General features: G+C 61.8%; 19 protein-coding genes. 5 read left to right on the top strand and 14 right to left on the bottom strand.

From position 1 onward, the window contains the following. The 3 genes from bamA to QZ522_RS09945 all read right to left on the bottom strand — a co-directional run. Window positions 1–2,012: outer membrane protein assembly factor BamA (bamA, locus tag QZ522_RS09955; RefSeq protein WP_294610581.1), on the bottom strand; the 2,012-nt coding region annotated here is incomplete at its 3' end. A gap of 192 nt (window positions 2,013–2,204) precedes the next feature. Then, a complete protein-coding gene (locus tag QZ522_RS09950) occupies window positions 2,205–2,330 on the bottom strand; it encodes a hypothetical protein (protein WP_294610578.1) in 126 nt (41 codons plus the stop codon). 131 nt (window positions 2,331–2,461) lie between these two features. Then, window positions 2,462–3,613, bottom strand: a complete 1,152-nt coding sequence (locus QZ522_RS09945) for an aminotransferase class I/II-fold pyridoxal phosphate-dependent enzyme (RefSeq protein ID WP_294610575.1) — start codon at window positions 3,611–3,613, stop codon at window positions 2,462–2,464. A 63-nt stretch (window positions 3,614–3,676) separates the two neighbouring features. Here QZ522_RS09945 and QZ522_RS09940 point away from each other — a divergent pair, with 63 nt between their 5' ends. The 3 genes from QZ522_RS09940 to QZ522_RS09930 are packed head-to-tail and all read left to right on the top strand — an operon-like array spanning window position 3,677 to window position 6,301. Next, the gene (locus QZ522_RS09940) at window positions 3,677–5,002 is read left to right on the top strand and encodes a M48 family metalloprotease (RefSeq protein WP_294610572.1); all 1,326 of its coding nucleotides are present in this window, start codon (window positions 3,677–3,679) and stop codon (window positions 5,000–5,002) included. A gap of 12 nt (window positions 5,003–5,014) precedes the next feature. Beyond that, window positions 5,015–5,764, top strand: a complete 750-nt coding sequence (locus QZ522_RS09935) for a DsbA family protein (RefSeq protein ID WP_294610569.1) — start codon at window positions 5,015–5,017, stop codon at window positions 5,762–5,764. 3 nt (window positions 5,765–5,767) lie between these two features. Beyond that, a complete protein-coding gene (locus tag QZ522_RS09930) occupies window positions 5,768–6,301 on the top strand; it encodes a hypothetical protein (RefSeq protein WP_294610567.1) in 534 nt (177 codons plus the stop codon). A gap of 74 nt (window positions 6,302–6,375) precedes the next feature. Here the strand turns inward: QZ522_RS09930 and gndA are convergent, their stop codons facing one another. The 6 genes from gndA to QZ522_RS09900 all read right to left on the bottom strand — a co-directional run bounded on the left by gndA (window position 6,376) and on the right by QZ522_RS09900 (window position 13,143). Beyond that, window positions 6,376–7,776 carry an NADP-dependent phosphogluconate dehydrogenase gene (gene gndA, locus QZ522_RS09925; protein ID WP_294610564.1) on the bottom strand — a complete coding sequence of 467 codons (1,401 nt, stop codon included), beginning with the start codon at window positions 7,774–7,776 and terminating at the stop codon, window positions 6,376–6,378. 118 nt (window positions 7,777–7,894) lie between these two features. Then, complete coding sequence (gene argF, locus QZ522_RS09920) at window positions 7,895–8,821, bottom strand: ornithine carbamoyltransferase (RefSeq protein WP_294610561.1); 927 nt, start codon at window positions 8,819–8,821, stop codon at window positions 7,895–7,897. Between the two features lie 91 nt (window positions 8,822–8,912). Continuing rightward, a complete protein-coding gene (locus QZ522_RS09915) occupies window positions 8,913–10,004 on the bottom strand; it encodes a PQQ-dependent sugar dehydrogenase (RefSeq protein WP_294610557.1) in 1,092 nt (363 codons plus the stop codon). Between the two features lie 55 nt (window positions 10,005–10,059). After that, window positions 10,060–11,988: a 1-deoxy-D-xylulose-5-phosphate synthase gene (gene dxs / locus QZ522_RS09910; protein ID WP_294610554.1), complete on the bottom strand. Its 1,929-nt coding sequence runs from the start codon at window positions 11,986–11,988 to the stop codon at window positions 10,060–10,062. A 40-nt stretch (window positions 11,989–12,028) separates the two neighbouring features. After that, window positions 12,029–12,895, bottom strand: a complete 867-nt coding sequence (locus tag QZ522_RS09905; protein WP_294610551.1) for a polyprenyl synthetase family protein — start codon at window positions 12,893–12,895, stop codon at window positions 12,029–12,031. Further along, complete coding sequence (locus QZ522_RS09900; protein WP_294610548.1) at window positions 12,892–13,143, bottom strand: exodeoxyribonuclease VII small subunit; 252 nt, start codon at window positions 13,141–13,143, stop codon at window positions 12,892–12,894. The genes QZ522_RS09905 and QZ522_RS09900 overlap by 4 nt, the downstream gene beginning before the upstream one ends. A gap of 102 nt (window positions 13,144–13,245) precedes the next feature. Between QZ522_RS09900 and QZ522_RS09895 the strand changes: the two genes are divergently transcribed. Then, entirely contained in the window at window positions 13,246–14,229 is a 984-nt protein-coding gene (locus tag QZ522_RS09895; RefSeq protein WP_294610545.1) for a phosphotransferase, read from the top strand. On the opposite strand, the gene QZ522_RS09890 is transcribed toward QZ522_RS09895, so the two are convergent. Next, a complete protein-coding gene (locus QZ522_RS09890; protein WP_294610544.1) occupies window positions 14,226–15,794 on the bottom strand; it encodes a helicase HerA-like domain-containing protein in 1,569 nt (522 codons plus the stop codon). The genes QZ522_RS09895 and QZ522_RS09890 overlap by 4 nt on opposite strands. A gap of 416 nt (window positions 15,795–16,210) precedes the next feature. On the opposite strand from QZ522_RS09890, the gene QZ522_RS09885 reads away from it, so the two are divergent. Continuing rightward, on the top strand, window positions 16,211–16,855 hold the full coding sequence (locus QZ522_RS09885) for an invasion associated locus B family protein (RefSeq protein WP_294610542.1): 645 nt from the start codon (window positions 16,211–16,213) through the stop codon (window positions 16,853–16,855). A 104-nt stretch (window positions 16,856–16,959) separates the two neighbouring features. Here QZ522_RS09885 and QZ522_RS09880 read toward each other — a convergent pair whose 3' ends face one another. The 4 genes from QZ522_RS09880 to QZ522_RS09865 all read right to left on the bottom strand — a co-directional run. After that, window positions 16,960–18,171, bottom strand: a complete 1,212-nt coding sequence (locus QZ522_RS09880; protein WP_294610539.1) for a beta-ketoacyl-[acyl-carrier-protein] synthase family protein — start codon at window positions 18,169–18,171, stop codon at window positions 16,960–16,962. After that, window positions 18,168–18,425 carry a phosphopantetheine-binding protein gene (locus tag QZ522_RS09875; protein WP_294610536.1) on the bottom strand — a complete coding sequence of 86 codons (258 nt, stop codon included), beginning with the start codon at window positions 18,423–18,425 and terminating at the stop codon, window positions 18,168–18,170. Before QZ522_RS09875 ends, QZ522_RS09880 begins: the two co-directional genes overlap by 4 nt. Window positions 18,426–18,465: 40 nt before the next feature. After that, complete coding sequence (locus QZ522_RS09870) at window positions 18,466–19,557, bottom strand: UDP-3-O-(3-hydroxymyristoyl)glucosamine N-acyltransferase (protein WP_294610533.1); 1,092 nt, start codon at window positions 19,555–19,557, stop codon at window positions 18,466–18,468. Between the two features lie 27 nt (window positions 19,558–19,584). After that, window positions 19,585–20,755, bottom strand: a 1,171-nt coding sequence (locus tag QZ522_RS09865) for a L,D-transpeptidase family protein (protein ID WP_294610530.1), incomplete at its 5' end; no start/stop codon positions are given.

Here is a 20,755-nt window from a genome sequence, read left to right as displayed (position 1 = left end):
CCGCCGGTAATGCCATATTCATCCGGCAGGCCAAGCGGGAATTCCGCCTCGAACTTGAGGGCCGCGAAATAATCACCACCCAACACCTCGTTGCCCTCGACCGGCCCCATGCCGTTGGGCTCAAAGCCGCGAATGATCTGGTTGTTGAAGCGGTTCAAGAAGCGGCTGTCCTGACCGTTCGAGAACTCGATCGCGCCGCCTTCCAGAATGGCGCGCAGTGTCACATCCTCGTTCATGACAGTGGTCTGTCCGACAAGCCGCGCAGTCGTCTTGATATAGTCGTTGTCGCCACCAAGCCCGGCAAATTCCTGGCCAAAGGACAACAATACACCCGCACTCGGGTTAAGCCCGGTGCGCCGCGTATCATAGGAGAACTCATAGCCAAGGGCACTTGTCCAAAGGTCGCGCTGATTGACTTCGGCCTGCAAGATCCCGGAGGTACCGTTATAGTTGGTCATGTCCTCATACGTGGCATTATAGAACACGCCCAGGCGTCCGTTCTCGCTGACCGGAAAGGTCAGGCTTGGGCGCAGGGTGCCGATGGTCGTGTCAAACAGGCTGTTTTCGCTATCGGTTTCCTGCAAAGCGAAATCAAGGCCGAAGGCCACGTTGCGACCCAAAAAGGCAGGCTCCACAAAACTGATGTTATAGTTGATCGTATCGGCGCTTGCCGCGATCTGTGCAGTCAGCGACTGACCGCGGCCGATGAAATTGCGTTCACTAAAGCCAAGCTGAATGCCAAGCCCGCTATTGGTCGAGAAACTGGCACCGATCGAAACGCTGCCGGTGGTGGTTTCCTCGACATCGGTTTCGATCACAACCTGATCGGGCCGCGAGCCTTCGCGCGCGTTGACACTGACATCCGAAAAGAACTGCAACGCGCGAATGCGGTCGGCCGCCTGACGGATCGCACGCGGGTTGAACGGATCACCTTCCACCGGGGCGAACTGACGGCGGATCACCCGGTCAAGCGTGGTGGTGTTGCCCTCGATGTCGATCCGCTCGACAAAGATGCGCGGCCCGCGCGTCAGCACGAATTCCACATCCAGCGTCAGATCGCGATCATTTCGCGTGATCCGCGGATCAACCTGCAGGAAATCAACCCCGTTCTTGATCGCAAGACGCTCCATCCGGGCAATCGAATTCTCCACGAGTGTTGGCGAATAGACCACGCCGGGCCGAATTTTCAGAGTATCGTGATAGGCGTCGGCCTCGACCCCGTTCATGTCGCTGACGGTCGTAATCTCGCCGAAACGGAACTGCTGGCCTTCCTGAACATTGAAGCTCACGAAATAGGCGTCGCGCTCGCGCGCGAGCTCTGCATTGGTGCCGGTGACCCGGAAATCGACATAGCCGCGCGAATTGTAGAAATCTGTCAGAACCTGACGGTCGAATTGCAGGCGATCCTCGACAAAGGTGTCACGCTCGATCAACGCGCGCAAAAGGCCGGTTTGCTTGCTCTGGATCACACGGCGCAGGCGACGGTCCGAAAAGGCGCGGTTGCCGACAAAGCCGATCCGCTGAACCTCAATCTTGCGGCCCTCGAATATTTCGAACACCAGATCGACACGATTGTCACTGCGCCGGATCACCTTGGGGGTGATGCGCGCCGACACGCGGCCGTTCTGGTTATAGGCCTCGGCTAGGGTCGCGGCATCACGCTCGGCCTGGGTCGGGCTGTACACCTGGCGGACACTGCTTTTGATGAAACCTGCAAGGTCTTCATCTTTAAGCTTTTTATTGCCTTCAAAGGCGATGCGATTGATCGTGGGGTACTCGGTGACCCGGATCACAAGGCGGTTCCCCTGCGGCACCACCTCGACACGCTCGAAAAGCCCGCTGGCAAGAATTTTCTGATAGGCTTCGTTGAGTTCACCTGCCGACACCGCCTCGTTCCGGGCGATCCCGGCATAAGACAGAATCGTAGAGGGCTCGATCCGTTGATTGCCCTCGACCACAACAGACGAAAACCGGTAAGACTGCGCCTCGGCCTGACCTGCGCCCACCATCATGGCAAGTGCCAGCAAAATCGAGAAGACCGCCCCTTCCGCTCTCTTGAAAATGGAAATGAGGCGAAGGCGCACTGGCCGGTCAACGTCGTTGTAATTCATTGCTCAAACCCAGTCTGACATCTCGTTGTAGATGTCCCTACCCGGTCTGTCTGGCCTTGTCAAAACGCGAGTGGTCCGCCTCGGCATCCCACTTCACAATGCGCCCAAAAAACCACCGCAAACCAGCGCAAGCGCCAGCGTTGTTACGTAAAGCAGCAAATCGGCATTGACGTTCACCAGAACACCCAATCCGCGATATCCTTGTTTGATATGTTCCATGACGTACATCCCTGCGCCTGATCTGAATTCCTGAAACATGGCTGAGGAATGTGACGCTTTGCCGGGTGAATTACGGCAAAATCTTGGCATTCATGATTTTCATCTTTCCATAAATACTCAAATCCCCGACTTCACACCGCGTTGCGCTCCGCCATGAAACGCGCCAGCCGCCGCAGCCCCTCTTCGATGTCCGCCGTCGCCCGCGCATAGGAAAACCGGAGCGTGCCCCCGCCCCTGACCGGATCGAAATCAAGCCCCGGCGTGACGGCCACCCCCACTTTTTCAAGGATTTCCGCCGCAAAGCCACGGCTGTCTGTGGTCAGGTGGCTGACATCCGCATAAACGTAAAACGCCCCGTCCGGCGGCGCGATCCGGTCAAATCCCGCCTTGGGCAACCCGTCAAGCATCAGCGCACGATTGGCCCGATACACCGCCATGTTGGCCTCAAGTTCCTCGCCGCAGTCCATCGCGGCCAGCGCCGCCACCTGGCTGGCATGGGGCGGACAGATAAACAGGTTCTGTGCCAGCCGCTCAATCACGCGCACATGATCCTCGGGCACGACCATCCAGCCGATACGCCAGCCGGTCATGCTGAAATACTTGGAAAACGAGTTGATCACGTAACATTCGTCGGTGATCTCAAGCGCACTGACCGCCTTCGCCTCATATTCTATGCCATGGTAAATCTCGTCGCTGATAAAACGCGCGCCCTGTCCCTGGGCCGCACCGATCAGCTCGCTCATCGCGCCCCGGTCCAGCATCGTCCCTGTAGGATTCGCCGGGCTTGCAACCATCAGCCCGGCAAGGTCCTGCCCGCTCAGATCCGCCGCGACCGGTTGCAGGCGGTTTTCCGCCGCTGTCTCGATGTCCACCGGCACAAGATCGAGCGCGCGCAGGATCTGACGGTAACTCGGGTAGCCGGGACTGCCGATTCCAACCCTGTCACCGGCATCAAACAGCGCCGTGAAGGCTAGGATGAAGGCGCCCGATGACCCCGGTGTCACGATCACCCGCTCGGGCGAAAGATCAACGTTATACCACTCTCCATAAAGCTGCGCGATCCGCGACCGAAGCGCCGGAAGGCCAAGCGCGACCGTATACCCCATAGAGCCCTCACCCATCGCGCGGGCAAGCGCGTCGCGCGCGCCCTGCGGCGCCGCCGTGCCCGGCTGCCCCACTTCCATGTGGATGATATGGCGCCCTGCGGCCTCGGCCCGGCGGGCAGCCTCCATCACATCCATCACGATAAAGGCATCGACCTGGGACCGGGTTGAGTTCCGCATCGCTTTGCTCCTAGACTATGCGTGTTCGATCCCTCGTTTCACTGGGAAAGGCCTGCGCCGTCAATGCAACTTCTCCGTTTTATCGTGATTTCCGTGATCCTGACGCTTAGCCTGGCCGCGCCCGCGCGCGCCATCACCCTGCTGCGTGATCCCGATATCGAATATGCGTTGCGCGAACTGGCCTCGCCAATCCTGCGGGCCGCCGGGCTAAACCCGAACCGGGTCGACATCATGGTGATCGACGATCCCAATCTCAACGCCTTTGTGGTCGATGCCGACAGTATCTTCATCCACTCCGGCCTGATCCTTCGGATGAAAACCCCGGCGATGCTGCAATCGGTGATCGCCCATGAGGCCGCGCATATTGCGAACGGCCACCTTATGCGCCGCCCGATCAATGCGCGCAACGCCCGCACCGCCGCCGGGCTTGGCACCGCATTGGCCGTAGCCGCAGGCGCGATCGCAGGCAGCGGCGAATTTGCCGCCGGGGCCGCCGCAGGGCTTCAGGGCGCCGCGATGCGCAGCTTTTTCTCGCATACCCGCGCCGAGGAAAACGCCGCCGACCAAAGCGGCATGCGTTTCATGAGGGGCGCGGGCATCGATCTCAACGGCTCGGTCGAGGTGATGGAGATTTTTCGCGGCCAAGAGGCGCTTTCGGCAAACCGTCAGGACGCCTATGCACGCACGCACCCGCTGTCACGCGACCGTTATCGCACTATCAGGCAACTGGCCGGAACCCAAACCGCCGCCCCTGCTCCCGACCCGCTGGCCAATTACTGGTTCTCCCGCGCCAAGGGCAAACTTTCGGCCTTTCAGCGCTCGCCGAAATGGACCCTGACGCGGGCAGGCGAGTCCGGATTCCAGGATATTAAGCTGATGCGTCAGGCGGTGGCCTATCACCGCCAGGCCGACCTGCGCCGCGCCCTGCCGGCGATTGACGGCGCGGTGGCCCTGCGCCCCAAAGACCCCTACCTGCATGAATTGCGCGGGCAGATCCTGATGGAAAGCCGCCAGATCAAGCCCGCCGTTGCCGCCTATGCCCGCGCCACCAACCTCGCCTCGGGCAACGCCCTGATCCTCGGCTCTTACGGGCGCGCGCTTTTGGCGGACGGGCAATTGGCCAAGGCCCAGCAATTCCTTGAAAAGTCGCGCGCCCGCGATGGCCGTGACCCGCGCATCATGCGCGATCTCGCCGTGACCTATGCCAAGCAGGGCAACAACGGCATGGCCTCGGTTCTGACAGCGGAACGATATGCCATGGTCGGGCGGCTGAAAGATGCTAAGATACACGCCAAACGCGCAACAGACCTTTTGCCGCGCGGGTCCGCCGCTTGGCAACGGGCACAGGATGTGCTCTCTGCCGCGCAAGCTGCCGAAAAACGGAGATAAGTGAGAATGCCGATGATACGCCCCCTTCTGAGTGCCGCAGGCCTTTGCCTTGCCATGTCGCTGCCTGCGCAGGCGCTTGACCTGGAACAGATGTCAGAGGGGGACCGCGCCCTGCTGCGCGAAGAAATCCGCGCCTATCTCCTCGAAAATCCCGAGATCATCATGGAGGCCGTCGCCGTTCTCGAGCAACGCCAGAGCCAGCAGCAAAGCCAGAACGACAGCGATCTGGTCCAGGTCAATGCAGAGGCTCTGTTCAGCGATTCCGCCTCGTGGGTTGGCGGCAATCCCGAGGGCGACATCACCCTGGTCGAATTCATGGATTACCGCTGTAGCTATTGCCGCCGCGCCCATTCAGAGGTCGCGGGGCTGTTGGAAACAGACGGAAATATTCGCTATGTCATCAAGGAATTCCCGATTTTGGGTGCCGAGTCCGTGCTCGCCTCGCGCTTTGCCATCGCCACGTTGCAGGTCGCGGGCGATGACGCCTACAAGGCGGTGCATGATGCCCTGATGACCTATAGCGGCACGATGAACGAAACCGGCTTTGGCCGGATCGCCGATACGCTCGGTTTGGATGCCAACAAGATCATCGCCGAAATGAACAGCGACGCCGTGGACAGGATAATCGCCGACAACCACGCCCTCGGCCAACGCCTCGCCATAAGCGGCACCCCGTCTTTCGTGATGGGCCACCAGATGCTGCGCGGGTATCTTCCGCAGGACGCGATGCAAGAGATCGCCAACGAAATCCGCGCGAATTAACCAATGCCCCGACTGAACTCTGCGGTGGCCCTGTTTCTGGGGCTGCTGTCCCCCCTCTGCGCCTTGGCCCAGGACCTGCCCACGCAATCCCGCTCGCCCCTCGGCGAAGCCATCCGCGCGACCTTGATTGAAAACCCGGACCTTCTGGCGCCCCTGCGCGCGCAAAATGGCCCGCCTGAGCGCTCCGTGCCCATCAACATCTATGCGGATGACATGCAAGCCGACCTGAGCGCCTTGGCTCGCGCAGCGCCCCGGCTCTTCGACCCGGCCCTGCCCGGCTTTGGCGCACAGCAGGCCGCCCACCGGATCGCCCTGTTCACCCGCAAGGAGTGCGCCGAATGCGCCGTGGCCGAGTCCGAACTCCGCACCCTCTCTCAGGCCTACGACCTGCGCGTGACCCTGCTTGACATGGACGAATACGCAGAACTGGCCCGCGATCTCGACCTCGACCTGGCGCCGTCATATGTCTTTGGCGACATGATGCTGCGTGGTGCCATGCCCGCCATCGTGCTCGAACGCTACCTGCGTCGAAAGTAGCCCCGCCTACAGCTTTCACCGTTCCGTAAATACTCCCGCGCGGAGCGCATCCGACCGCCGATCACAGGCGCCGCTCACTCCCACCAGGGACCATGATGCTTGCCCGCCTGCCCCAGCCGCTCGAACCCGTGATAGCCGAATACATCGCGTTGCGCCTGAATGATATTGGCGCTGCCATGGCCCTGCCGCATGCTGTCATACCACGCCAATCCCGCCGACAGGCACGGCACCGCATGCCCGCCATGAAACGCGCTGCACACCACCTGCCGCAGGGACGGCAGGGTGCGGGCAAGGGTCTGGGCGAACTCCGGCGAGAGGATAAGCTGGCCTTCGGGCATATCACCGGCAAAGGCCTCCGCGATATCATCCAGAAGCGCCGAGCGGATGATGCAGCCCGCCCGCCAGATACGCGCGATCTGAGCAAAATCGAGGCTCCAGTCATACTCCTCTGAGGCAGCCGCCAAGATACGGAACCCCTGCGCGTAGCACAGGATTCGGGCCGCCAGAAATGCCTCGGCCAGAACCTCTGGCGTGCCATCAAACGCGCCAAGGGCGCCACCAAGGATGGTTTCTGCCCTTTGCCGGGTGTCCTTTTCCGAAGACCGGCCGCGCGCGCCGACAGCGGCCTCGATCATGCTCGCAGATTGCCCCATGCGCAGCGCCTCGATCACGGTCCAGCGCCCGGTGCCCTTTTGCTCGGCGGCATCCTTGATCACATCCACCATCGGATGCCCGGTTTCAGGGTCGCTATAGCCCAAAATCCTGGCCGTGATCTCGACCAGATAGGATTTCAGCGGGCCCTTGTCCCATGCGGTGAACAGCGCTCCGATTTCGGAGGGGGCCATCGCGGCCCCATTGCGCAACAGGCTGTAGAGTTCGGCAATCACCTGCATGTCGGCGTATTCAATGCCATTGTGGACGGTCTTCACGAAATGCCCGGCCCCGTCCGGCCCAAGATGCGCGACGCAAGGCGTACCGTGATACTGCGCCGCTATGGTGCGCAGGATCGGACCCAGTTGTTGCCAGCTGTGATCCGATCCCCCCATCATCATCGAAGGCCCGTTTCGTGCGCCAAATTCGCCCCCCGACACCCCCAGCCCGACAAAATGCAGATCCTTTTCCGCAAGCGCGGCGGCGCGGCGGCGGGTGTCGTGAAAATTGGCATTGCCGCCATCTATCACCGTATCGCCGGGCGACAATAAGGGGGTGATCGCCGCGATCATCGCATCCATTGGCGCGCCCGACGGGATCATGAACAGGATCACGCGCGGGCTTTTGAGGTCCGCCACAAGGCTTTCGAGCGTGTCATGGCCGCGCAAGCGGGCCGCAAGCGCACCCGCCTCTTCAAGAAAGGGCGCGATCCAGTCGGTTTCGCGATTGCTGACAGCCACGTCAAAGCCATGCCCGGCGATGTTCAGCGCCAGAGCGCTCCCCATCGTTCCAAGACCGTAAACACCGATCTGTGCCCCTGACATCCGCCCGCTGTCCCTCTTTACCTCACGCCCTTACGCTACGCCTTGGGAACAAAATTGCAAGCGCGGCTGAGCCCCGGAATTTTCGCCGAAAACCCTGGGGCCCGACGGCGGAGAGGTCTTAAACCCCAAGACACCAGCGCATGACCGCCTTTTGTGCATGCAGCCGGTTCTCAGCCTCGTCAAAGACCACGGAATGCGGCCCGTCCATCACCGCCGATGTCACCTCTTCCTCGCGGTGCGCCGGCAGGCAGTGCATGAATATGGCGTCCGGCTTGGCGACCTCCATCAGCTTGTCATTGACCTGATAGGACCGCAGCATGTTGTGGCGACGCTCCTTGGTGGATTGGCTGTCATGCATGCTCACCCAGGTATCGGTCACGATCAAATCGGCCCCCTCGGCCGCCTTGAGTGGGTCGCGCTCGATGGTGATGGTGCTGCCCGCCTTGCGTGCAATGCCGATGAACTCGGCCTCAGGGTCAAGCTGCATCGGTCCGGTGAAGGTCAGATCAAAGCCGAACTGCCCGGCGGCATGCAAAAGGGAGGCGCAGACATTGTTGCCATCGCCCGACCACACCACCTTCTTGCCCCTGATCGGGCCGCGATGCTCCTCGTAGGTAAGGATATCGGCCATGATCTGGCAGGGGTGGGTGCGGTCGGTGAGCCCGTTGATCACCGGCACATCGGCATAGTCCGCCATGTCCAGAAGCACGCTCTCGTCGAAGGTGCGGATCATGATCAGGTCAACATAGCGCGACAGAACCCGCGCCGTATCGGCAATCGTCTCGCCGTGGCCAAGTTGCATATCGGCGCCCGACAATACCATGGTCTGCCCGCCCATCTGGCGCACACCCACATCAAAGCTTACCCGCGTACGGGTCGACGGTTTCTCGAAGATCAGCGCAACCATGCGCCCTGCCAGCGGCTGATCGTCATCGGGCGTCCCCCGAGGACGCCCCGAGCGCGCGTCTTTCATCTCGCGCGCCTGATCGATGATGCCCCGCAACTGGTCGGCTGGGGTTTTGTGGATATCGAGAAAATGTTGCATGGTGGTATCGCTTTTTTCAGGTGAGGCATGTGGGGGCCAGCCCCCACACCCCCGGGATATTTACAGCAAGAAGAAATGGTGGGCCTTAGCCCTAATTCGGAGTGATCCGATAGGCCGCGCCCTCGGTGACGCTGAGAAACCAGATGCTGCCGTCGGGGGCCTCGCGGATATCGCGGACGCGATTGGTTTCCGGCGATTTCAGTTTTTCAACCTCTGAGAGCGGCCTGTCTGCGAGGCGTGAAATGTAATCGAATTTGAGGCTGCCAACAAAGAAATGCCCACGCCATTCTGGCCAGAGCGCACCGGAATAGATCATAAGCCCAGAGGGCGCGATTGACGGATCCCAGTAATGCGCGGGTTGCTCCATCCCCGGCTTGGCGGTGCCCTCGCCGATCCTGAGACCCGAATAATGGCGACCGTAGGAAATCACCGGCCAGCCGTAATTGGCACCGGGCTTGATCTGGTTGACCTCGTCGCCGCCGCGCGCGCCATGTTCAACGGCCCAGAGGTTGCCCGATAGATCAAGCGCCGCGCCCTGCGGGTTGCGGTGGCCGTAAGACCAGATTTCAGGACGGGCACCCGGGGTGTTGAGGAAGGGGTTGTCATCGGGAATGCTCCCGTCGCGGGCGATGCGGATGATGCTGCCGTTTTCGCGCGAAAGATCCTGGGCCGAGGGCCGGTCGCCGCGCTCGCCGATGCTGGCGTAAATGAACCCGTCGCGGCCCTCGACAAGGCGGCTTCCGAAATGGCGCCCGCCCGACGATCCCGGCGTCAGTTCGAAGATCACCGTCCAACCCGTCAGGCGATCGGCGCCGGGCGTGAGCCGGGCCCGGCCAATCGCGGTGCCCTCGCCGCCCTGTTGCGGCTTGGCATAGGTGAAATAAAGCTCTCGGGATTGGGCAAAGTCACGCGGTACAAGCACGTCGAGAAGGCCGCCCTGTCCGCGCGTCGCCAGCTTTGGCAGGCCTTTGAGCGATTGACGCCCCTCCGGTGCAATCAGCAAAAGACGCCCGCCGCGTTCGGTCACAAGCACCCCGCCGTCCGGCAGAAAGCCAATTGCCCAAGGCTGATCCAGGTCCTGGACCATCGGCGTCACCACCAGCTTTCCGGCGCTGCTGTCGAGCGCATGGGCAGGCGCGAGCGTCAGGAGCAGGGTGAGAAGACCTGCGGCGAAACGGAACATGAAACCCCTCCACATGGTTGCAATGGCACAGACGCGCCACCATCATATGGGGTGTTCAGGCGCGTTTTCCACCGATTTGCGCGATGTCGAGCACGTCAAGCACCCTGGCCTCGATCTGCGCGGCATCAAGCCCCGCGACGGCATACATGTCTTCCGCGCTCGCCTGATCAATGAAGATATCCGGCAGCACCATGGAGCGGAACTTCAGGCCCCGGTCAAAGATCGCATGTTCGGCCAGAAGTTGCGCCACATGGCTGCCAAAGCCACCGATGGCGCCCTCTTCGATGGTGATCAGCGCCTCGTGATTGGCAACCAGATCAAGGATCATCGCCTCGTCCAGCGGCTTGGCAAAGCGGGCATCGGCGATGGTGGGGGTGATACCGCGCGCGCGCAGTGACTCGGCGGCCTTCATCACCTCGCCAAGCCGGGTCCCGAACGAGAGGATCGCCACGCGGCTTCCGCTTTGGATGATCCGGCCCTTGCCGATTTCAAGAACCTCGCCGCGCTCTGGCATCTCGACGCCGACCCCCTCGCCGCGCGGATAACGGAACGCAATCGGTCCCTCGTCATGGGCGGCGGCGGTGGCAACCATATGCACAAGTTCGGCCTCATCGGCGGCGGCCATCACCACGATGCCCGGCAGATTGGCCAGAAAGGCAGTGTCGAACGCGCCAGCATGGGTCGCGCCATCGGCCCCCACAAGGCCCGCGCGATCAATCGCAAAGCGCACCGGAAGGCGCTGAATTGCAACATCATGCACGACCTGATCATAGCCCCGCTGAAGGAAGGTTGAATAAAGCGCGCAAAACGGCTTGAGCCCGCCCGCCGCGAGCCCGGCGGAAAAGGTGACCGCGTGCTGTTCGGCAATACCGACGTCAAAACACCGCGACGGGTGGCGGTCGGCAAAGCGGTCAAGCCCGGTGCCATCGGGCATCGCCGCCGTCACCGCACAGATCTTGTCGTCACGCGCCGCCTCGGCCAGCAAGGCGTCGGCAAAGACCCGTGTATAGCTTGGCGCATTCGAGGGCGCCTTGGCCTGCTTGCCTGTCAGCACATCGAATTTGGCTGTCGCGTGGCCGCCATCGCGCGCGGATTCGGCCGGGCCATAGCCCTTGCCCTTTTTGGTCAGCACATGAATGAGGATCGGCCCGGTGGCGCGTTGGCGCACCGTGCGCAATACCGGCAAAAGCTGTTGCATGTCATGCCCGTCAATCGGACCTACATAGGAAAACCCAAGCTCTTCAAACAATGTGCCGCCCACGGCCATACCCTTGAGTATCTCCTTGGCGCGCCGGGCGCCTTCCTGAAAGGGCGGCGGCAAAAGCGACACGGCCCCCTTGGCGGCGGCCTTGAATTCCTGAAACGGCTCGCCCGCATAAAGCCGCGAAAGATAGGATGACAGGGCCCCGACCGGCGGGGCAATCGACATTTCGTTGTCGTTAAGAATGACGATCAGCCGCTTCTTGAGGTGCCCGGCATTGTTCATCGCCTCAAAGGCCATGCCCGCACTCATCGCACCATCGCCGATGATCGCAATTGCATCTCCGTGGCCGGTGGGGCAATTGCCGCCAAGATCGCGCGCCACGGCAAAGCCGAGCGCGGCGCTGATCGAGGTCGAGCTATGCGCGGCGCCAAACGGGTCATAGACGCTCTCGCTACGCTTGGTGAAACCGCTCAGCCCGTCCTTTTGGCGAATGGTGCGGATGCGGTCGCGCCGCCCGGTCAGGATTTTGTGGGGGTAGCATTGGTGGCTGACGTCCCAGATGATCTTGTCGCGCGGCGCATCAAACACCGAATGCAGCGCCACGGTCAGTTCGACCACACCAAGCCCGGCGCCAAGATGGCCGCCGGTTTGTGACACGGCCGAAACGGTTTCTGCACGCAGTTCCTGTGCCAGCTGCGTCAGCTGGCTATCGGAAAACCGTTTGAGATCGGCAGGTGTGGCGACCTGATCAAGCAGCGGTGTGTCTGGACGGTTCGGCATTAAGCCCCTCCTTGCGGGGTAAATTCAGGGCGGTGCCCCCTCAGGTCTGACGCGAGATAACGAAGCGGGCAAGCTGCTGCAAGGTCTCGGCCCTGTCACCGTAACATGACAGCGCGTCACAGGCCGCGTCAACAAGCGACCGCGCCTCGGCGCGGGCGCCATCAAGGCCGAGAAGCGACACGAAGGTGGCCTTGCCCGCGGCGGCATCCTTGCCCACCGCCTTGCCGGCCTGCGCCGCGTCGCCGGTCACGTCGATCACATCGTCCTGGATCTGAAAAGCCAGCCCGAGCGCCTCGGAATATCGCGTCAGCGGCGCCAGGTCGGCCCCGCCCATACGCGCGCCCGCAGTGGCGGCCCAGGTGATAAGCGCCCCGGTCTTACCCGCCTGAAGCCTGGTGATTTCCTCAAGCGTCAGTGGGGTTGGCGCGGTTTCAGCGGCAATATCAAGCGCTTGGCCAAGCACCATCCCCTGCCCCCCGGCGGCCCGCGCAAGACTGAGCGCAAGATCGGCGCGGATGTCGGTGCGCTCTGCTCCATTGGGGTGGGTCACAAGTTCAAAAGCCAGCGAGTGCAGCGCATCCCCGACAAGAACCGCCGTCGCCTCATCCCATTTCACATGCACTGTCGGCTGGCCACGGCGCAGGTCGTCGTCGTCCATCGCCGGAAGATCGTCATGCACGAGACTATAGGCATGCAGCGCCTCGATGCCACAGGCGGGCCAGATCGCGCGCGCGCCATCAACGCCGTGCAGGCGCGCGGTTTCCAGCACCAGAAACCCGCGAATCCGCTTCCCGCCGCGCGTGGCATAGCCCATCCCCTGCGTCACGGGGCCGGCGGCAAAACCGGAAAGGACCTGATCGAAATGCGCCTGAATGCGGGCCGCGTCCTGAGCAAGCGCGGTTTTCATCCCGCCTTTAGCCCCTCGACCGGTTTGGTGCCGGTGGGTTGTCCGTCGCCGTCAAGCGTGATCGCGGCAACTTTTTCCTCGGCTTCTTTCAACTTGGCCTCGCAGCGCTTCTTGAGCAATGCGCCACGTTCGTAAAGGCTGATCGAATCCTCAAGCGCCACATCGCCGCGCTCAAGCTTGCCAACAACCTGTTCCAGCTCTTTCATCGCCTGTTCGAACGACATTTCGGAGACGGGTGTATCGGGCATTGCGGGTATCCTGCTGCTTGTTTTTCAAGCAGCACCATAGCCATGTCGGCGGGGGGGTGCAATTCGGTTGACGCCCCTTTGCGGCTGCGGGACAGTGGCGCCATGAGCGATTTGCCGACCCCTGCCCCGCTGCCCGACCTGGAGGTGCTGCATGCTCTGCATGGGCGCTTTGAGGCAGCGCGCGCCGCCTGTCCCGCGCTTGCGGATGGCGAGATGAGCGAGGTTTTGCGCATCGTGCCCGGCAAGCGTGCGGTGATGACCGGAAGCCTGGGGCGCCGCGCGGTCGTGTTTCGCATATTTGCCGCCGATCAGGGCGAAATGGCCGGCCGTGAATGGCGCGAGATGACGCGAATCTGGCCCTTGATGAACAGCGGGGCCTATCGTGTGGCCGAGCCGCTTTTGCATCTGCCGGATCACGGCATCCTGGCAATCGAACAGATCAGCGGCGCGCCCCTGCTGGAACATCTGTGGCACTCAGAGACCGAGAGCCGCGCCCAGCACCTGCGGCCCGCCGCCGAATGGCTGCGCCATTACACCGAAGGCAGCGAAAGCTGGCGGGCGGGCAATGCGGCGGGCTGGCTGGCGCGGGCCAAACGGGCGTCGGCCACCCAGCCCTTTGCCCGACTGCGCGCAATCGAGATCGACATTCTGGACGAGCTGCGCCGATTGGCGAAGGCGCTTGAAGATGCGGAATGGCGCGTTGCCATCTGTCATGGGGATTTTCACCCCAACAATCTGATTTTGGCCGGGGACAGGCTGACGGGCATTGATATTGGCGGCTCGGCGCGGATTCCTGTCTGCAAGGATATCGCGCGCTTTCTGGTTCATATGGGGCGGCGCGGCATGATCCCATCGGGTCAGCGGCACTTGGGCGTTGACCGGCTTGGGATCGAGGCCTTTACCGAGGCCTTTGGCCTGACCAGTGTCGAGCGCAGGTTTTGGCTGCCATTTTTCATCGGTTGCGAGGCATTGATCCGGGTCGAGAGCAAGGGCCTCAAGCAAAGCCGCATCGCGCGCGCCGAAGAGATGTACGCGACGCTGCGCGACGATCTGATCGCCGTGCGCTGCGCGCCGCGCACGACCTAGCGCCCTTTGAATAAGCTGCCGAGGATGCCCCGCACAAGGCGGCGCCCGGTCGTGCCTTTCAGCTCTTTGAGAACCACATCGGTCAGTGCCTTGCCAAAGCCCCCCGAAGCGGTGGCGTTGCGCGACCGGCTTGAGCGGCTTTCACTCCCGCCGCCGGAATAGCGGCGTGCGGTCTTGAATTCACGTTCCTTTTCGGCGGCCTGCGCTTGGCGGGCTTCTTCGGCGGCGGCACGGGCCTCGGCCTCTTCCGCCTCTTGGGCGGCGGCCTCGGCACGGGCGAAGAGCATCTCATGCGCAGAGTGACGATCAAAGACGGTTTCGTATTTGCCCTTGACCGGCGAGGCGTCGATCACCGCGCGCCGTGTGGCAGCGTCGCAGGGGCCAAGACGGGTTGCAGGCGGGCGGATCAGGGTACGTTCAACCACCCCCGGCACGCCCTTGTTTTGCAGCATCGAGGTCACCGCTTCGCCGACGCCGACATCGCGAATGGCCTCGACCGTGTCAAAGCGCGGATTGGGCCGATAGGTCTCTGCCGCCCGTTTCAAGGCCTTCTGATCGCGCGCGGTAAAGGCGCGCAAGGCATGTTGAAAGCGGTTGCCAAGCTGCCCGAGGATATCCTCGGGCACGTCATCCGGGTTCTGGGTGATGAAATAGACCCCCACCCCCTTGGAGCGGATCAGCCGCGCCACCTGTTCAACCTTGTCGACAAGCGCCTTGGGGGCATCCTCGAACAACAAATGGGCCTCGTCAAAGAAGAAGACCAGCTTTGGTTTGTCGACATCGCCAACCTCGGGCAGCGTCTCGAACAGCTCGCTCAGAAGCCAGAGCAGGAAGGTCGCATAAAGACGTGGTGAAGCGATCAGCTTATCCGCCGCAAGAATGTTGATATAACCGCGCCCCTCGGGCGTGACGCGCATCAGATCGTCCAGCGAAAGTGCCGGTTCGCCAAAGAAATGCGTGCCGCCCTGATTTTCAAGCACCAGAAGCGAGCGTTGGATGGCTCCGACCGAAGAGGCGCCGACATTGCCATAGCGCAGCGACAGGTCACCGGCATTCTGCCCGACCCATGTCAACAGGGCCTGAAGATCTTTCATGTCCAGAAGCGGCAGGCCCTCTTCATCGGCCACGCGAAACGCGATGTTCAACACACCCTCCTGCGCATCCGACAACCCCATCAGGCGCGACAGCAACAGCGGCCCCATCTCTGAAATGGTGGTGCGTACCGGGTGACCCTGTTCGCCGAACAGATCCCAGAAGATCACCGGATAGCTGTCGTAGCGAAAATCGACAAAGCCGATTTTCTCGGCGCGCTCGGTAAAGGGCGTATGGAGCTTGCCCGCCGGATCGCCTGCCACCGCCATCCCAGAGACATCGCCCTTGATATCAGACAGGATCACCGGCACCCCGGCATCGGAAAACCCCTCGGCCAGAATTTGCAGGGTGACGGTCTTGCCGGTGCCCGTGGCCCCCGCAATAAGGCCGTGCCGGTTGCCGTATTTCAGCAGCAGATCCTGCGGTTCTGAATAATCCGGCCCGCCGCCGCCTACGAATAGCGTTTTCTGCACCCTGTCATCCCTTGTCCAAAAATCGTCACGCTCTGACCATACAAAGTTAAGGTTTCCATGCCAGTCTGAATCCATGCCCGGAACAGAATGTCCTCTGCTGCCGGGTGACTTCCTCCCTGTCAGACTGGCCGCGCCTCCGGGTGCGGCCTTTTTTTACCATTTTGCGAACTACCCTGTTGACGGGTGCGGCCTTCTGTCCTAGCGTCCGCGTCAATAACTAAGTCGGCCGGTCCGACGGGGAGAGACAGGAAAGAGGCCGCAAGGCCTCTTTCTTTTTGGACACAAAGCCCCCGACCGTTGCCCTGCCCCTAGCGGAAATCTGCCAGAGGAGCCTCGCGTCCTGTTGATTTGATCCTGACTCTTCTGTCCGGCCATGATAGGCCGCAGGAAATATTCCGATTTGTCATGGGGAAACGATGCCTGAATTTCTTTCGAAACTGTCACTGATCGCCGTTCTTGCATTGGGCACCTCTCTGAGTGCGCAAGAGGCCACCACCGAGACAGAGGCACCCGCCGAGGCGGCTCCTGCCTCCGAGGAAAACGGTGCGGCGGCTGCCGTCGAAGGTCTTGATACCGGCCGCGAGGTTCCAGAGGGACAGGCAGCGCAAGAGGATCCGTCTTATATCAAGGCGACCTATGACGACTGGCAGATGAAATGCTTCCGCACCGGTGCCGAAGAAGACCTGTGCCAGATGTACCAGCTTTTGACAGAAGAGGCCGGCAATCCGGTTGCCGAGTTCAGCCTGTATCGTCTGCCCAAAGGCGCGCCGGTCGTGGCCGGGGCAACGATTGCCGTACCGCTTGGCACGCTTCTGACCGAAGAGATCAAAATCGCGGTCGATGATGGCAAGGCGAAAAGCTATGCCTATTCCTTCTGCACCATGGGCGGATGCTTTGCCCGGATTGGCCTGGCACAGGCGGATATCGATGCGCTCAAACGCGGCGTTGAAGCCTCGGTCGAAATAGTTCCGGCACAGGCGCCCGATCAAAAGGTCAGAATCCCGGTCTCACTCAAGGGCTTTACCGCAGCATTCGAGAATGCCTCGGTTCTGAAACAGTAATCCGACAGGGGCCAGATCCCCCCAAGGTGACGCAATTGTAAAGGCTGCCGGATTGATGTCCGGCGGCCTTTTTCATGTGGGTGACGGGGCGGCCCTTCCCGCGCTCAGCCAAACCGGCGCAACGCCAGAACGGCGTTCAGCCCGCCAAAGGCAAAGGCATTGCTGAGCGCCACATCGACCCTGGCCTCGCGCGCGACATTGGGCACCACATCAAGCGCGCATTCCGGATCGGGTTCTTCATAGCCGATGGTCGGTGCGATGATCCCGTCACGTAGCGCCATGATACAGGCCAGCAATTCCACCGCGCCGGTGCCGCCGATAAGGTGGGCGTGCATGGACTTGGTCGATGAGATCATCAAGCGGTCGGAATGGGCCCCGAACACATCCGCCACGGCGGCGCTTTCGGTCTTGTCATTGGCGGCGGTGCCGGTGCCATGTGCATTGATATAGCCGACCTCGTCGCGATTGACGCGCGCGTCTTTCAACGCGCCCAGCATCGCCCGCGCGGCCCCCTGCTTTGAGGGCATGACAATATCAGAGGCATCCGAGGTCATGGCAAAGCCCGCCACTTCGGCCAATATCTCGGCGCCGCGCTTGCGGGCGTGCTGGTATTCCTCGAAGACGAAAATCGCCGCGCCCTCGCCCTGAACCATTCCGTTACGATTGGCCGAAAACGGTCGACAGGCGTCACGGCTCATCACGCGAAGCCCTTCCCAGGCCTTGACCCCGCCAAAGCAAAGCATCGATTCCGACCCGCCGGTAACCATCACCGGGGTGATCCCGCCATGCACCATCTGAAAGGCCTGCGCCATGGCGTGATTGGATGATGCACAGGCGGTCGAGACCGTAAAGCTTGGCCCCTTGAGGTTGAATTCCATCGACAGGTGGCTGGCGGCGGCGTTGTTCATCAGCTTGGGGACCACGAAAGGATGCACCCGGTTCTTGCCGTCCTCGTAAACCGAGCGGTAATTCTCGTCGAGCGTGGTCATGCCGCCGCCCGAATTGCCAAGGATCACCCCGGCCCGTGCCGCCAACTCGCCAGAAAACGAAAGGCCCGCTTGTGCGATCGCCTCGCGCGCGGCGATCATGGTAAACTGAGTAAAGCGATCGAACGGCGCAAGCTGCTGGCGATTGAACCGGGTCTCGGGGTCGTAATTCCTGACCTGTCCGCCAATCCGGATCGACAGGCGTTCGACATCCCGGAACTCAAGCTCTGAGATCCCGCAACGGCCCTCGCGCATGGCCTCAAGGGTTTGCGGCACCGTGGCGCCAAGCGCGTTGATCGTGCCCGCGCCGGTGATGACAACCCGCTTCACGACTGGTCTTTCACCAACCGTTCGATGCCCGCGATGATCGTGCTGACCGATGAGATGTCGAAATCGCTTTCGCTTGGCTCATTGGCGTTGAAGGGGACGGTGATGTCGAACTCTTCCTCGATGGCAAAGATGCTTTCGACAAGGCCCAGACTGTCGATGCCCAGGTCATCTAGGGTATTGTCGAGGCTGACATCTGATGGGTCCAGAACCGCCTGTTCGGCGATGATGGCGATAACACGATCCTTGATGCTCATGGCAATGTCTTTCCGCTATGAACCGGTTCTTGATCCGGATTTAGGGATTATGGGGCGGCTTTGAAACAGTTTTCTTAAGCTCGGAGACATCATCGAACAAACGCCGCAACCGGCGGAAGCCCTTGAAGACCTCCATCGTGGTGTCCATTTTCATAGCCGGATAGCCAAGCATCACCCGCCCCGCCGGGATATTGGCAAGAACAACGGTGCCGCCGCCGGTGATCACGTTGTCGCCGATAAAGATATTGTCGCTGACCCCGGTCTTGCCCGCCAGAACCACATTGTTGCCGATCCGGGTCGAACCTGCGATGCCGACATGGCCGCAGAGCAGGCAATCGTTGCCGATAAGCACATTGTGCCCGATCATCACCTGATTGTCGATCTTGGTGCCATTGCCGATCCGGGTGTCGCGGATGGTACCGTAATCCACGGTACTGTTGGCGCCGACCTCGACATCATCGCCGATGGTCACGCTGCCAAGGCTGTGAATCCGGGTCCAGCTTTGCGCAGTGCCATCGCCCTGATCGCCAAGGGTGGCGCGGGCGGATTCGACGGTTGAAGGCTCTGGCGTCACGAAGGAAAACCCGTCACCGCCAATCACCACGCCGGGCTGTGCGATAAAGCGCTCGCCGATCACCACGCGCGCGCCGATGCGCACACCTTCGCGCAGGTAGGCTTTTGCGCCGATCCGCGCGTCGTTTCCGATGAAAGATTGCGGCCCGATGATCGAGCCCGCGCCAATCCGCGCGCCCTTTCCGATCACCGCCAGCGGTCCGACGCTGACGCCCTCGCCAAGCTCGGCCTCGGGGTCAATGATCGCAGAGGGATGAACCCCCGCGCCAAACCCCTGACCGGGATCAAGCATGGCGGTGAGGCCTGACATCGCAAAACGCGGTCGCGGCGCCACGATCGCGGCCTTGAGGCCAAGTGCCTGCCAGTCGGCGCCCTCCCAGATGACCGCCGCCAACGCGGCCCCCTGCCCGAGGGCATCGGCATATTCCGGCTTCATCGCCAGTGCCAGGTGGCGCGTGCCTGCATCCGCAGGTTCGGCCAGGCCGTCGATTTCCAAATCAACGGCACCGAATGCCTTTGCCCCAAGCGCCGTTGCAATCTCTTGAATGGTATAGGCCATGGATATCCCCTTCGTTTGAAGCGGTATTTAGCCCTGAACCGCGCCCAGCGAAACCCCTGCCTTTTCCAGCGCGTCCCAAATTTTTGCATCCCGCCCATAGACATCGCCGCGATATTGGGTGCGCCCCTGTGCCTGGGTAAAGGCGGTGCGATAGATGAGATGCACCGGCACATGGGTTTTGAGCGGCACAATCGCCTCGCGCCCATTGTTCAGAACCGAGTGGAAATAGGCCTTGGGATCGGCCTCTTGCTTGGCCAGCAGCGTATAGGCGAAGTCGAACGGTTGTTGCAGGCGGATGCAGCCATGGCTGAAGTCGCGCTTTTCGCGGCCGAACAGCGCCTTTTGCGGGGTATCGTGCAGATAGATGTTGTACTTGTTCGGAAACATGAATTTGACCAGCCCAAGCGCATTGCGGTCCGAGGGCGGCTGTTTGATCGCGAAGGGGAAATTCCGGGCCGTATAGGCCCCGAAATTGACCGCGCCCCGATTTACCTCGCGGCCCCGGCTGTCATAAAGCCGCAGATGCGACGCGGCGTTGGGGTTGCGCTTCATCTGGGGCAGGTATTCCTTGACGGCGATCGAGCGCGGGACATGCCAGGTGGGGTTGATCACCATATGCTCCATCTCGTCGGAAAACTCGGGGCTGCGCCGGTCGCTAAGGTTCTTGCCGATCACGGCGCGGGTCTGAAAGGTCAGGGTGTCATCGTCCATGATGCGGGCGCTGAAATCGGTCAGATTGACCAGAATGTGACGCTTGCCCCGGTTCGGGGTCAGCCAGCGCTCCCGCTCCATGGCGACGATCACCGACTTCAGGCGCTGCTCGACCGATATGTTAAGCGCCGCAATCGTGGTGGTGCCGGCCACGCCGTCAGTCTCTAGCCCATGATCGGCCTGAAACGCCTGAATGGCGGACTGAAGCGCCGCGTCATACTGCGGGCTCGCGCTGCGTGCCAGGTAACCCATGTTGATAAGCCGGTTGCGCAGCGCCACGACTGCGGCCCCGCTCTCGCCCGGTTTGAGGGTGCTGGCGGGCACCATCGCCCCCCATCCGCCCTGCGCCAGCAGATGTTCCAGCCGAAGTTTTTGCTTCATCAGGCGGGCATATTCATTGCTTTGCGGCATAAGCCCGCGAAAGAACGCCTTTGGATCACCGGAGACGAGGCCGCTCAGGTTGGCGGCCGGGGCAACGTAAAGCACC

This window comes from uncultured Roseovarius sp., from assembly GCF_913054395.1.
In the GTDB taxonomy this organism is placed as follows: Bacteria; Pseudomonadota; Alphaproteobacteria; order Rhodobacterales; family Rhodobacteraceae; genus Roseovarius.
Note: the sequence above shows the minus strand (reverse complement) of the source record. Positions and strands in the feature narration are given on the sequence as shown.

What these genes read in the sequence shown, in the direction of transcription:
- QZ522_RS09950 (WP_294610578.1), bottom strand. Translation starts at nt 2,330, where the DNA reads ATGGAACATATCAAACAAGGATATCGCGGATTGGGTGTTCTGGTGAAC.
- QZ522_RS09945 (WP_294610575.1), bottom strand. Translation starts at nt 3,613, where the DNA reads ATGCGGAACTCAACCCGGTCCCAGGTCGATGCCTTTATCGTGATGGAT.
- QZ522_RS09940 (WP_294610572.1), top strand. Translation starts at nt 3,677, where the DNA reads ATGCAACTTCTCCGTTTTATCGTGATTTCCGTGATCCTGACGCTTAGC.
- QZ522_RS09935 (WP_294610569.1), top strand. Translation starts at nt 5,015, where the DNA reads ATGATACGCCCCCTTCTGAGTGCCGCAGGCCTTTGCCTTGCCATGTCG.
- QZ522_RS09930 (WP_294610567.1), top strand. Translation starts at nt 5,768, where the DNA reads ATGCCCCGACTGAACTCTGCGGTGGCCCTGTTTCTGGGGCTGCTGTCC.
- gndA (WP_294610564.1), bottom strand. Translation starts at nt 7,776, where the DNA reads ATGTCAGGGGCACAGATCGGTGTTTACGGTCTTGGAACGATGGGGAGC.
- argF (WP_294610561.1), bottom strand. Translation starts at nt 8,821, where the DNA reads ATGCAACATTTTCTCGATATCCACAAAACCCCAGCCGACCAGTTGCGG.
- QZ522_RS09915 (WP_294610557.1), bottom strand. Translation starts at nt 10,004, where the DNA reads ATGTTCCGTTTCGCCGCAGGTCTTCTCACCCTGCTCCTGACGCTCGCG.
- dxs (WP_294610554.1), bottom strand. Translation starts at nt 11,988, where the DNA reads ATGCCGAACCGTCCAGACACACCGCTGCTTGATCAGGTCGCCACACCT.
- QZ522_RS09905 (WP_294610551.1), bottom strand. Translation starts at nt 12,895, where the DNA reads ATGAAAACCGCGCTTGCTCAGGACGCGGCCCGCATTCAGGCGCATTTC.
- QZ522_RS09900 (WP_294610548.1), bottom strand. Translation starts at nt 13,143, where the DNA reads ATGCCCGATACACCCGTCTCCGAAATGTCGTTCGAACAGGCGATGAAA.
- QZ522_RS09895 (WP_294610545.1), top strand. Translation starts at nt 13,246, where the DNA reads ATGAGCGATTTGCCGACCCCTGCCCCGCTGCCCGACCTGGAGGTGCTG.
- QZ522_RS09885 (WP_294610542.1), top strand. Translation starts at nt 16,211, where the DNA reads ATGCCTGAATTTCTTTCGAAACTGTCACTGATCGCCGTTCTTGCATTG.
- QZ522_RS09875 (WP_294610536.1), bottom strand. Translation starts at nt 18,425, where the DNA reads ATGAGCATCAAGGATCGTGTTATCGCCATCATCGCCGAACAGGCGGTT.
- QZ522_RS09870 (WP_294610533.1), bottom strand. Translation starts at nt 19,557, where the DNA reads ATGGCCTATACCATTCAAGAGATTGCAACGGCGCTTGGGGCAAAGGCA.